Annotated in this window: 9 protein-coding genes; 8 read left to right on the forward strand and 1 reads right to left on the reverse strand. The window is 38.9% G+C overall.

Features of this window, described 5'->3' with window-relative positions:
- The first annotated feature begins 615 nt into the window (after positions 1 to 615).
- Positions 616 to 1,578 carry a YheT family hydrolase gene (locus H3Z82_RS06945; protein WP_182204094.1) on the forward strand — a complete coding sequence of 321 codons (963 nt, stop codon included), beginning with the start codon at positions 616 to 618 and terminating at the stop codon, positions 1,576 to 1,578.
- A 320-nt stretch (positions 1,579 to 1,898) separates the two neighbouring features.
- Here the strand turns inward: H3Z82_RS06945 and H3Z82_RS06950 are convergent, their stop codons facing one another.
- Positions 1,899 to 3,368 carry an SLC13 family permease gene (locus H3Z82_RS06950; RefSeq protein WP_182204097.1) on the reverse strand — a complete coding sequence of 490 codons (1,470 nt, stop codon included), beginning with the start codon at positions 3,366 to 3,368 and terminating at the stop codon, positions 1,899 to 1,901.
- Positions 3,369 to 3,747: 379 nt separating this feature from the next.
- Here H3Z82_RS06950 and H3Z82_RS06955 point away from each other — a divergent pair, with 379 nt between their 5' ends.
- From H3Z82_RS06955 to H3Z82_RS06985, 7 genes are all read left to right on the forward strand, one after another.
- Entirely contained in the window at positions 3,748 to 6,351 is a 2,604-nt protein-coding gene (locus H3Z82_RS06955; protein ID WP_182204100.1) for a DUF443 domain-containing protein, read from the forward strand.
- The gene (locus tag H3Z82_RS06960; RefSeq protein WP_182204103.1) at positions 6,348 to 7,196 is read left to right on the forward strand and encodes a hypothetical protein; all 849 of its coding nucleotides are present in this window, start codon (positions 6,348 to 6,350) and stop codon (positions 7,194 to 7,196) included. The genes H3Z82_RS06955 and H3Z82_RS06960 overlap by 4 nt, the downstream gene beginning before the upstream one ends.
- 5 nt (positions 7,197 to 7,201) lie before the next feature.
- The gene (locus tag H3Z82_RS06965; RefSeq protein WP_182204106.1) at positions 7,202 to 7,603 is read left to right on the forward strand and encodes a hypothetical protein; all 402 of its coding nucleotides are present in this window, start codon (positions 7,202 to 7,204) and stop codon (positions 7,601 to 7,603) included.
- 10 nt (positions 7,604 to 7,613) lie between these two features.
- Entirely contained in the window at positions 7,614 to 8,768 is a 1,155-nt protein-coding gene (locus H3Z82_RS06970; protein ID WP_182204109.1) for a hypothetical protein, read from the forward strand.
- A gap of 253 nt (positions 8,769 to 9,021) precedes the next feature.
- Positions 9,022 to 10,560, forward strand: a complete 1,539-nt coding sequence (locus H3Z82_RS06975) for a YifB family Mg chelatase-like AAA ATPase (protein WP_182204111.1) — start codon at positions 9,022 to 9,024, stop codon at positions 10,558 to 10,560.
- A gap of 619 nt (positions 10,561 to 11,179) precedes the next feature.
- Positions 11,180 to 12,301, forward strand: coding sequence for a DUF2891 domain-containing protein (locus H3Z82_RS06980; protein WP_182204114.1), 1,122 nt, complete (start codon positions 11,180 to 11,182; stop codon positions 12,299 to 12,301).
- Complete coding sequence (locus H3Z82_RS06985) at positions 12,294 to 13,520, forward strand: Nramp family divalent metal transporter (RefSeq protein ID WP_182204116.1); 1,227 nt, start codon at positions 12,294 to 12,296, stop codon at positions 13,518 to 13,520. Before H3Z82_RS06980 ends, H3Z82_RS06985 begins: the two co-directional genes overlap by 8 nt.
- The last annotated feature ends 149 nt before the right edge of the window (positions 13,521 to 13,669 follow it).

Here is a 13,669-nt window from a genome sequence, read left to right on the forward strand (position 1 = left end):
CGTGAATGACGCAGAGCGTTATTTCGACCATACATTAACACTTAAAACTTATAATTTGTAATTATTTCACAAAAGACACCAAGAAGTCACAAAAGGCACGAAGGAGAAATTGATTAAAAACTCTTTGCATAACTTCGTGTCTCCTTTGTGAAACTTTGCAAATAGCTTCTTAATTATAAATTGCATAATTCTGATGAGATCTCACGTGAATGACGCAGAGCGTTATTTCGACCATACATTAACACTTAAAACTTATAATTTGTAATTATTTCACAAAAGACACCACGAAGTCATAAAAGGCACGAAGGAGAAATTGATTAAAAACTCTTTGTGTAACTTCGTGTCTCCTTTGTGAAACTTTGCGTAATAGCTTCTTAATTATAAATTGCATAATTCTTATGAGATCTCACGTAAATGACGCAGAGCGTTATTTCGACCATACATTAACACTTAAAACTTATAATTTGTAATTATTTCACAAAAGACACCAAGAAGTCACAAAAGGCACGAAGGAGAAATTGATTAAAAACTCTTTGTGTAACTTCGTGCCTCCTTTGTGAAACTTTGCGTAATAGCTATTTATAAGAAACCAAATCAACAACACACAACTAAAACATGCCCATCCTCGATTCCACATTTAAAGCACCCTATTTTTTTCGTAAAAGTTTTGTCGCCACCGTATATTCCGGATTGTTCAGAAAAGTTGATTTAGAACAAAAGCGCGAACGCTTGGAGTTGGCAGATGGCGATTTCATCGATTTGGATTGGAGCTATGCCCAGAAAAAATCCGATAAGGTCATTATATTATTAAGCGGATTGGAAGGTCACGCCCAGCGACCTTATCTCACAGGAACCGCAAAATTATTCAATCAAAATGGTGTGGACGCCATAAGTGTTAATTTTAGAGGATGTAGTGGCGAACCTAATCGGAAATATTATGCCTACCATTCTGGAGCAACGGACGATTTGCATGCCATTGTCATGCACGCCATTAAAGAAAGAAATTATGCCGAAATCTATATTTATGGGATCAGTTTGGGTGGAAATTTAGCTTTGAAATACTTAGGAGAGCGTGATGAAGTGCCAATTCAAGTAAAAGTCTGTGTTGGAATTTCGGTGCCTTGCAGTTTGCAACACGCCGCTAAACGTTTGCATCATTTTATAAACAAACCTTTTCACGACCGATTTAAAAGAAAATTGGTCCATAACTTACGATTAAAGCAAAGTCAATTTCCAGAGCAAATATCAGAGGAGGAAGTAAATTCTATAAAAACACTCAATGATTTTGACGAAGTGTACACTTCAAGAGCCCACGGATTCAAAAATGCTTTGGACTATTATGAGAAAAGCAGTTGTCTCCAGTTTTTGCCTAATATAAAAGTACCTTCTTTAATTATAAACGCGCTCAACGACTCGTTTTTAACGCCGGAATGTTTTCCGGTGAAAGCCGCCAAAAACAATCCCAATCTCTATTTGGAAATGCCAAAACATGGAGGACACGTCGGATTTATACAGCGTGGTGGCGTATATTATAATGAGAAAAGGGCTTTGGAGTTTGTAAAGGAAAACTCAAAATAAATAAAGTTCAATTTAAGATTTCGGGTATAATATTGCCGTATAAGCTATTGCACAAAGGCGACAAAGGTTCCACAAAGAAAGGATGGATTATGTTGATCTAAAAAAAATCAGTGATGAACGTGAAATCGAATTTTAAATATTTCAATATACTTCATTTATAAGTCCATTTTATACTACAATTCCAATACTGGATTTAAAATTTCTCCGCTCTCTGTGAACCTCTGTGTAACCTTTGTGGAACTCTGTGTCACAACTTTTAAATGAGTTATGGTCAGTTGCATCAGTGTTTCCGTCTGAACGGACGGGCATGTCGTTCTATTCTACCGCCTCAATGACTCTGGAAAACCTTCAACCGTCAAATCCCAAAGAATCGGTAATAAAAAATAGACAAACAAGGTCAAGATGACAATGGATATCACATTCATCACAAAACCTTTGTTGACCATATCAGGAATCCTCAGATACCCAGACCCAAAAACCACCGCGTTTGGAGGTGTTGCCACAGGTAACATAAACGCACATGATGCAGCTCCGGCAGCAGCCACCATCAAAATAAAAGGATGAATATCTACAATGACCGCCATGGGTGCCAAAACTGGTAGTAACATGGCTGTAGTGGCTGTATTGGACGTGATCTCCGTTAAAAAGTTGACCGCAGCAATGAGCAAGAGGATAAGAATAATTGTTGTTATTCCTGCAAAGGTGGTCATCTGATTCCCTATCCAAACCGCTAAGCCACTCGATTCAAATCCGCTAGCAATCGCCAATCCACCACCAAATAGCAGGAGAATTCCCCAAGGCAGTTTTACAGCGTCCTCCCAAGTCATCAATTTTCTTTTGTTATCCTTAGCAGGGATTAGAAATAAGACAATTGCAAAAATTATAGCAATGATCGTATCATCCAATTTCGGAATTAACTTATTAAACAAAAACGAACGGGTGATCCAAAAGAAGGCGGTTGTACCAAAGACAAACGCGACCATTTTTTCTTCATAACTAATTTTTCCAAGCAATTTCATCAGGCGTTTGATTTCTGCTTTGCCCCCTGGGAATTCCTTTTGTTGAAAGCTAAAGGCATAAGTGGTCAAGTATTTCCAACAAATAAAAAGCAATACGACAGAGATGGGAAACCCAAACATAAACCACTGTAAAAAGGTGATTTCATAATTATAGATATTCGAGACTACCCCAGCCAAAACCAAGTTAGGCGGAGTTCCGATCAATGTGGCAATCCCGCCAATAGACGCACTGTAGGCGATGGCAAGCATTAAGGCCTTTCCAAATAAGTTAGTTTCGTTTTCAACAGTATTAGGGTTGTCTTTAAGTTGAGTAACAATGGCAATGCCAATGGGTAACATCATTACGGCAGTGGCTGTATTGGATATCCACATGCTCAAAAATGCAGTCGCAACCATAAACCCGAGAATGATTTTTTTTATGTCAGAACCAATAAAATTGATGATATTGAGTGCAATTCGCCTATGAAGGTTCCATTTTTCAATGGCAATGGCTATGATAAATCCACCTATATACAAGAATATGTATTTATGTCCGAAGGATGCCGTTGTAGTACTCAGATCCAATCCGCCAGATAAAGGAAAAAGGACAATGGGCAACAAGGACGTTACGGCAATTGGAATGGCTTCTGTAATCCACCAAATGGCTACCCATGCTGTAGATGCCAATATGGCCCTGCCTTCTTCCGAAAGGCCTTCAGGTTTAAAAAACAATATAATGAGGATAAAAGCCAAAGGGCCTAAGAGGAAACCGATGCGTTTGGTAGGGTTCATTTGAAGGTTGATTAGTGCAACTAAGATATAAATTTATAGCAGTTTCAAACTTGTTTTTTTTGCCTATTAATTCCCACCGGTGGGTTTTAACACCTCGAGACTTGCCTCAATCAAAAAGACAATTGCTTATTCATATCTCGTGGGCTTGCCCGCTCGAGCCGATCGAAAGGGTCAGAGGTTCTTAATTTATAGGTGTAATAGAGATCTGAGACCCAATTTTAGCGCTATCGTTTTGAATACCATGCATCTATCTGAATAATAAATGGCAAGATCGATAAATTTAAACTGTTTTTTTCGTAGCTTAGAGCCATGACTTCCCCTAGAATTGATTAAAATTAATTCTTGATTCCCACAAGACTGATAATTTTAAACAACGCTTATGTTTATAAATAATCTGAAAGCCTTAGTACAACGTCTTCTTGTTTTTGTTGACAATGTGATTTCCTCTTTCGGAAAATTTGGTAAGTCGTCTTATTTGAGTCTTCTCTTCCTTGGGATTATCTTGCTGTTGGTTCAGGCCATGGAACAGGCCAATACATTATTAGTGGACATGATAGAGCATGATAAAGTGTCATTGATCTGTTGTTTTATATTGATTTCTGTTTTTGCCTCTGTGCTGTCTCACTACCCTCGCTATATCTATTATGCCGAAAATATTAACGATAGCCGTGACGATCACCAATGGTACGCCTATAAATGGCTTGGCTATACAATTTTTATCTTCTCAAAAATAGACAGAGCCTATAAACAGGATTACAAAGCGAAGTTTTTTAGACATTGTTTAGGCTTGATCATATTTATTATTTGGCACTATTATATCTATCAGACATTTTATCCAAAGCTGATCTTTGGTGACTATAAGATTGAGTTCTTCCAAACTATGTCACTCTTGTTTACGGTTATTCCCGCGATAATTTTAATAGTTCTTTTAGATAGATTTGATAACTATCAAGATAGAATAATAAATGGTGAAGACGATGATGAGGAAGTTATAAAAGCAAAAGACGAAAAAAAGAAATTTGTTACTTTAGGTGTCACCGCCCTCTTGCTGAGTATGGGTATTGTCATTGTTTTTGCGGTTTTGTTGATCGTTAGCCTGAAATTCAACTTTACGGGCTATTGGTTGCTCCAGATATTCACATTTCTATTGGCATTGATGTACATTCTGTTCAGGGTGTTTCGGGTTCAAGTCATCACAGTATATTATAAGTTACATGACTTGAGCAGTAGTGTTGGTTATTTAAGGTATTATTTTGTGTTTGCCGTTGTGGTTGCCTTGTTTTTAATCTATAGCAATCTTGCCGTTTATTTCAATTGGAAACTGTCTAACGCAATGCTGATATTGTTGGGTTACCTTTTTATTTTCTACTATATAGTGGCGTGTCTGGTGAAATACTATTTTATGCTGTCCATTTTCGATACGCAAAAAAAGGATCTGGAAGCTAATCCTCATGTCACCCCTAAAAGTTATTTATATACATCGGGCGTAAAAAAGGAAAACAGACACCATTTGGTTCCTCTTACGGAACAAAAGGCTTTCTCCCAACGAAGACGCTTGGTAGCTTCAGTGATTACAATGGTGGTCATTGTGCTTGGCATCATTTCTTTAAACTCAGAAAGTGCCATCCATGAGCTGAAAGTTTATGAAAAAGCTCAAAATGAAGAGGTGATGGATATGAAAGCCTTTAAAATGAGACTCAGGGAACGTACCCAAAAACCCTTGTTTTTCGTTGCATCGCATGGGGGTGGGTTAAAGGCAAACATATGGACCATGAAGGTCTTAAACGAAATTCAGATGAAGACGGAAGGCGAATTTCTTAATCAGACCATCTCGTTTTCTGGAGCTTCGGGAGGTATGATGGGATTGTCTCTATATTCGGTTTTGAGTGGGGAATACACTGGCGACTTTAACGCCATTGGAGCGAAAATAGATGAGGTGGCCACTGAGAATTTTGCCTCTAAGGATTTAGCTTTGACATTTGGTTTTGATGGATTTAGAAAATTGTTTCCTTTCAATAAATTAGGAAAATATCGCGATCGGTCGTATTACGCAATGGTGACCTATCGGAATATTTTAGAGAATGAAACAGGCAGAACCTTGGATTCCTTGTCGTTCAATGCTTATTGGAAGACCAATATTTTCGATAATAAAAACCAATATTTTCCATCGCTGATTATCAATACTGCCAAAACCAATGGTAGACGTGGCGTCTTCTATTCGGTGAAGTATCCAAAGGATTCCACCTTATTTTATAATTCAGACAACTTATCGCAACTGCATAATGGCGCTATTGCCTTTTATGAAGCCGTATCGTCCACCAATAGGTTTCCTGCACTCAGTCCTGCGGCAAAAATTAAAAATTACGGGCACTATATCGATGCTGGCGCCATTGACAATAGTGGACTGCTGAGTTCTATCGATTTGCATAATTACTTGCTAAAGGATTCAACCTTAAATACTACCAAGAAAGTTTTTGTTGAAATAATAAACGGACGCAACAATTATATCTGGCATCTCATTCAGAAATTTAAAAAAGAGAAGGATGTTGATCATTTCTTTATTGAAGAAAAGGAACAGGATAATATTGTGGCCGATCTTAAAACCGGTCTGAACTTGGATAAAATCCCGAATTATTTAAGTGATTTCTTAAATGATTGGAGTAAAAATCCACTGGTGAGTTATATTCCCATCTATCTGCCGTTTCAAATTGAATTAAAAGAAGTAGAAGCCTATTTGGGAGGTAAACTGATCGATTCAGATCAAATCATTGAACTCAATTATTTTTTAGATCGGCAAAATGCAAAGGTGAAAAAACAAATTAATGACAATGGTTCCGTTTGGCAGACTTACGAACCCACTTTGGCCAGGCATTTAAGTAAAAGCACAATCGCCTATTATGACCGTGTTATCCAAAGCGAACTGATAACCGATCAGATCGAGGAAATTACAGCCGAATTAAAAACTAAAACCCATCGCCCATGAAATCAATCAACTCCATTAATGGTATTCCGTTGCACTACGCTCGATTAACCAATCATCCTTATGGAACCATAGGTGAACAGCGCTTTTTTTCGATTGATGATGATTTTTTAAAGATTCTTGAAAAGGCATTTGATGAAGTCTTTAAACGATGTCCGTTGGGTTCTCCGGTAGCTATAACTACTGCTGGAATTTTTGTTGCCAAATCTGGACAACATGGTCACGGCAGCGCTTTCGATTTGGATGCTATATTTTGGAAGGATGCAACATTGGTTACCTTAAACTTTGTTCATCAAAAGCAGCTCTATCTGGGTGTCGAATCCATTCTTCGGAAACACTTCGGAATGGTCCTGAACCACTTTTATCCAAAACACGCAGACCATTGGCATTTCGATACCAGCGTTTCGGTCGATTACCATGAATCTTCAAAATCAGAAACGCTTTACCTTCAAATGGTATTAAAATATATCTACGGAAAATCAGTAATTATCGATGGCATTTCCGGTCCACAGACCAGGGGATTTACAAGTGAAGTTTTTAAACGGCTCAAAATTTCCGAGCCCATCACTACCATTGTCAACTATTTGAAGTTTTTAGACTTGACTGCTAAGATTGCATTTAAACTTAGTGAAGACAAAATAAGCCCAATTGAATTAATGGATAACCTGGAAGCTGTCATAGATACCTTGCCAACGGCTCAAAAACAAGAGGTGAGACAAGCATTGAATTCATTTTTAGATCATACTGAAACCTCAAAATGGATCATTAGTATAAAGTACGATCTTGATGTGGAATCTGTAATTGACGAGGTCCTAAAATCGGACAGTAATAAATCACATAAAAAATAGAAATTATGGAGGCTTATAACGTAGGGACAAACGCTCCCATCAAACTAAAAATAGCAATTGAAACTGAAGCCATACCCATGAGCTATGCCTTTTTATATCATACTATTGATGACAAGGAGTTTTTTAGTTCCATTCCACCTTTTGATCCCACCCAAAAAACAGGTTGGAAGCAATTGGACGGTGGAAATCCAGTGAATGGTACGATTTTAAGAGTCTTAACCTTCCTAAGGTTTTTCAATGATTTCCCCGATGAAAAAACGTTTAAACTGGCCATAAAACAAGTGGAAGATACTTATGAACCCAGTATCAATGGCGGTGATGATGGCCCTTATACCATACCATTTAAATTGAAGGCATTTTATGAGAATAAATCTTGCGTTTTAGAAAGTGGCATTAAGTTAATTTAAAACGAGACCTATGACATATTTAAAATTCTTATGTGTTTTGGTAACGTCGGTACTAGTTGCGCAATCGGATACAAATCCGACAGCGGGATTGAAAAACCTGGCGCCTCCAAATTCTCCAGCATTTGTATTAATGGATATTGCACCTTCCAATATTATCGTCCCCGACAATATTCAGGCATTTTCTATTCAGACCATCAATGCGTTTTCAGGAAATAGCAAGGACGGATTGGGAAACAACAATTACGCTGTGGAGTTTCAGCCCTACTGGTACGTGAAACGAGAAAAGATGAACTTCTTTAAATATAATAATCTCAAAACTGATAAGCCTGAAGGAGAAACTATAAGTGTCAATGACTATACGCGTTACAATGTGTTCGGTGACGTTTGGAAAAAGGCATCCGTTTCTTTGGCATTGATGGACGGTACTTTCAATGTCTTTGAAGTGCCACAATCATTTGTGTCTGTTGGTGTGAGAACACGGTTATTAACGGTTAAGACCAAGAATCAAATTGCCGAGATCAAATCTCAATACACAGGGTACGAGGAGTTCATGTCAAGTCCTGAAGTCATTGCGGTTTTTGCCAACCCCAGTTTAAGTCTATCGGAGATAAACACCGCCATCAACAGCTTGGAAGGTTACCAAACTATAGTTCAAAATTTTGAGCAATCCATACAGCGAAAACCATTTTTCGCCTTGGATGTGGCCGTTGCCTATAGCCATTTTATGGGCGATAAAAGTCAGGACATGGATGATGCCTTTGGCCGTCTTGGGTTTTGGGCAACGGGCGATCTGGCATTTTATACACCAACTATTGGAAAACAAAGCCACGTTCATATTTATGGCGTATTCAGATATCTTAGGGATGGTTTAAATTTAGATCCAGATTCTGGAGAGTTGAGGATTGAAAATACCACGGACTATGGCGCTAAAATTGCTTTGGAATTGGATAAGCTTTCTTTTGGCTATGAATACATCACAAGAGATTCAGAAAATAATAATGAAGAACGGTCTATTGGCAGCATCAGATATAAAATCAGTGAGGCCTTTACCATAAATGGAGGCTTCGGAAAAAACTTTGTAAGCGAAGGTACCACTGTGGTTCTTTTTGGTATCCAATGGGGACTGGATTTTGATAGTTCGGTGGTATTGGATCCTAATAGATAGTCTTAGACCTATTTATACTACCATGGCTAATATCAGATCTATCTATTTTTTGGTGCCATTCTCAATTAGGATTTTATGATTCATAATCACTTTGTCAAGGTTGGTGTTTTCCACTAACGTTTCTGAGTTATTATATTCAAGATGTTTTCTTTTGCGTATATATAACTCAATTCCATAGACCAATAACCGCCTTCAAACTTTCCCCTTTGAAGTTAGGGGCATTCTTCATACATTTAACCAAACCAATCCTGCTATGCTCAAAAAAGTTTTCGGAAGTGCCGTTTTTGGCGTTGAGGCGACAACCATCACCGTTGAGGTCAATGTGGATAACGGCGTTGGTTATCACCTGGTAGGTTTGCCCGACAATGCCATTAAAGAAAGTAATTTCCGGATTGCCGCAGCCCTTCAAAATAATGGCTATAAAATCCCTGGTAAAAAAATCATCATTAACATGTCGCCCGCCGATTTACGCAAGGAAGGCTCCAGTTATGACTTGACCTTGGCCATTGGAGTTTTGGCCGCCACCGGGCAGATTCAGGCCGAGAATCTGGAGGAGTATTTGATTATGGGCGAATTGTCCTTGGATGGCAATCTGCAACCCATTAAAGGTGCCTTGCCAATCGCCATTAAAGCCCAAGAAGAAGGCTATAAAGGTTTTATCCTTCCGATGCAAAATGCCAAAGAAGCAGGTATTGTTGCAGGGTTGGAAGTTTATGGCGTTGAAAACATTAAGCAAGTCATCGATTTTTTTGATAAAAATGAGCCGTTGGAGCGCACGATTATTAATGTTGAAGAGGAATTTTACAAAAGTTTAGATTTTCCGGAGTTTGATTTTTCAGATGTAAAAGGTCAGGAATCCATCAAGCGCTGTATGGAAATTGCGGCGGCTGGCGGACATAATATCATTCTGATCGGCCCTCCTGGAGCAGGAAAAACCATGTTGGCCAAGCGCTTGCCAAGTATTTTGCCACCTATGACCATGCGAGAAGCTTTGGAAACCACTAAAATTCACTCGGTAGCGGGACGCGTCAAGGCCAATACAGGGTTAATGTCACAACGACCGTTTAGAAGTCCCCATCATACGATTTCGAACGTCGCCCTAGTAGGTGGTGGAAGTTACCCACAACCAGGAGAGATTTCACTATCTCATAACGGCGTTTTGTTTTTGGACGAATTGCCAGAATTCAAACGCGATGTTTTGGAAGTCATGCGTCAGCCTTTGGAAGATCGGGAAGTAACCATTTCACGAGCCAAATTTACGGTCACCTATCCCTCGTCATTTATGTTGGTAGCGAGTATGAATCCGAGTCCGGGTGGCTATTTCAATGATCCGAATGCGCCTGTGACCTCGTCACCTCATGAAATGCAAAGGTATTTAAGCAAAATTTCTGGTCCGCTGTTGGACCGTATCGATATTCATATTGAAGTGACGCCGGTGCCTTTTGAGAAATTATCGGATGAACGTAAAGGCGAATCGTCCATAGACATCCGTAAACGGGTTACCGCGGCGAGAGAGCGGCAAACCAAACGATTTGAAAAATATGAAAATGTCCATTATAATGCGCAGATGAGCAGCAAGCAGATTCGTGACTATTGTAAATTGGATGCAGCATCCTTACAATTACTTAAAACGGCTATGGAACGTTTAAATCTATCGGCCCGAGCCTACGATCGTATTTTAAAAGTATCACGAACTATCGCTGACCTAGAAGGTGTAGAAACTTTAAACGGATCGCATATCAGTGAAGCCATTCAATATAGGAGCTTGGATAGGGAAGGGTGGTTGGGATAATGCATTCCTGCGAAGGCAGGAATCTTAGGAAAAAAATGCCAATTCTAAAAAGTTAAAATCAGTTTTAACAAGGTTTTGTTTAATTATTTTAGTGAAGCCGAAGTTTGTATAAGGAAGGGAAGTTGAGCTACCCCATTCCTGCCTACCTGTCCGGCAGACCGGCGAAGGCAGGAAACCTTTAGGTTCAACGAAGTTAATCTTAGGATGAAATTGCCAATTTTAAATAATTTAAAACCAGTTTTAACAAGTTTTAGTTTTATTATTTCAGTGAAGCCATTCGATACCGAAGTCTGGATAGGTAAGGGTGGTTAGGCTAAAGGACTGCTGCGAAGACAGGAAACCTTTAGATTCAAAAAGTTAATCTCAGGTTACAAAAGACAATTTTAATTCTATAAAAAAATCGTTCACTCTATGATCAAAGCCTTAAATTTGAATTTATGGATTGATTCAACGACAGGATTCTATAGATGTCAAGAACTATCTCCATATAGAAGACCTTAAAGATATAAACTGTGGTCGTATGTCCACATTTTAGTGAAAGCAGGAAACCTTTAGATTCAACAAATTAATCTGAGTAACAAAACGATAATTTAAACTTATAAACATCAATATCTTCACTATGACCCACACCTTAAAATACCTAATTCCAATCCTTCTCGTTTTTGCTTGCAACAATTCTAAGGAAAAAGAACAACCCAAACCCGAGGCATCAGCAGAAATCGTACAAGTTGAAGCTCCAATCCTACATTTGGAAGAGGCCAATCGTTTAGCTGAGTTGCCGATAAATTGCGTACAGGTTGAATATCCCAACAAACTCAATCAAACTATTGGCAGTTCGGACGATTTAAAGTCTCCTAAAACGCTTCATCCCGCATTCTACGGGTGTTTTGACTGGCATTCCTCAGTCCATGGTCATTGGAGTTTGGTGAGTTTGTTGAAGCAGTTTCCTGAGTTGGATAAAAAAGCAGATATTGAAGATATGTTGTTGCAAAATATGTCCAAGGAAAATATTCAAATTGAAGTGGATTATTTTTTTGGAAAACACAACGCTACTTACGAACGCACTTATGGTTGGGCGTGGCTGTTAAAGCTTGCAGAAGAACTTCATACATGGGATGCGCCGTTGGCAAGGGAACTGGAATCTAATTTGCAGCCTTTAACTGATCTGATGGTCGAAAAATACATCGAGTTTTTACCAAAGCTCAACTATCCCATTCGGGTTGGGGAACATCCCAATACGGCTTTCGGATTGTCGTTTGCCTACGATTATGCGAATACTGTTGGGAACGAAACACTAAAATCCTTAATCGTTCAGCGATCGAAAGATTTTTATTTGAAAGACGCCAATTGTCCTTTGAGCTGGGAACCAAGTGGTTTTGATTTTCTATCGCCATGTTTGGAAGAAGCTGCCTTGATGAAACGTGTCTTGCCAAAAGAAGAATTTAAAACTTGGTTATCCGATTTTCTTCCCCAATTAAAAGATCAAAACTTTGCTTTGGAAACGGGAAAGGTAAGCGACAGAACGGATGGAAAATTGGTGCATCTCGATGGCGTCAATTTTTCGAGAGCATGGAGTTTATATGAGATTTCTAAAGACTTGCCGGAATATGCACATCTGAAAAATATTGCCAATGCACACATAAATTATTCCCTGCCAAGTATTGTGGGTGATAGTTATGAAGGAGGCCATTGGCTGGGCAGTTTTGCCATCTATGCGCTAAATACGGTAGCGCGTGATTAAAAACTGGTTTAAAAATATTGGTCCTGGTCCTTTAGTTGCCGCAGCTTTTATCGGGCCTGGCACAGTTACTGTCTGCACTTTAGCTGGCGTCAATTTCGGATTTGCTTTGTTGTGGGCCATGGGCTTGTCTATTATTGCAACTGTTGTTCTCCAGGAAATGTCCGCACGCTTGGGTCTCATTTCACAAAAGGGACTTTCGGAAATCATACGGTCGGAAATTAAAAATCCGATACTTAAAGGACTTACAATCCTCTTGATTCTCTCAGCAATTGTTATTGGCAATGCAGCCTATGAAGCTGGAAATATCAGCGGCGGTGTTTTGGGAATGGAAACTATTTTAGGAAATCCTACAGTGATTCTTGCCGGTTTTAATTTGAACATATTGAGTGTTATCGTTGGAATTATAGCGTTTTCAGTGCTTTATATCGGGAATTATAAGGTTTTGGAGCGGGTTTTAGTGTCGTTGGTCATTTTGATGAGTGTGTCTTTTCTGGTAACTGCCTTTATTACACAACCAAATCTTTCAGATATTTTCAGCGGACTTTTTGTTCCTCAGGTTTCGGAGGAAAATTTACTGACTATTATTGGGTTGATTGGAACTACGGTGGTACCATATAATTTGTTTTTACATGCCTCGCTTGTAAAAGAAAAATGGCATCATGCATCCGACTTAAAATACGCAAGAAAGGACACGATAATCGCTGTTGTTTTGGGTGGCACTGTGTCCATGAGTATCATTATTTCGGCTGCAGCTATTGACACTCAGAATATTTCCAGTGCTGCCGATTTGGCCAAAGGATTGGAACCCCTGTTCGGTCGTTTTGCTAAGTACTTTTTGGCAATTGGTCTATTTGCTGCAGGAATTACCAGCGCTATTACTGCACCTTTGGCCGCAGCGTATGTAGCTACTGGTTGTATGGGCTGGTCAACAAGTATGAAATCCAAACAATTTAAAGCGGTTTGGATGTTTATTTTGGGTTTGGGCGTTTTGTTTTCGTCCATCGGATTTAAGTCTATTGAAATTATCAAATTTGCTCAAATTACCAATGGGTTGTTGTTGCCCATTATCGCAGGGTTTTTATTGTGGGTGATGAATAAATCCAGTATTTTAGGAAAGTATAAGAATACTATAATTCAGAATGTCATTGGGTGTGTTATTGTTGGAGTGGCTGTGTTTCTTGGAGCGAAGAGTATTTTGATGGTGTTTGAGGTAATTTAATGTTTTTGAGGATTTATAAAATTTCAAAAATAAAATTCCAAATTCCAGTTGAATAGTTAGTAATTGGTGAAATTGGCCTAATATGAGGGCTATTCAGTTTTTCTCGTAGACCTGCATGTTGACAGACAGGGCCACAGAGCCACAGAGCA

Origin of the sequence: Gelidibacter maritimus (assembly GCF_014062315.1) — a bacterium.
Lineage (GTDB): Bacteria > Bacteroidota > Bacteroidia > Flavobacteriales > Flavobacteriaceae > Gelidibacter > Gelidibacter maritimus.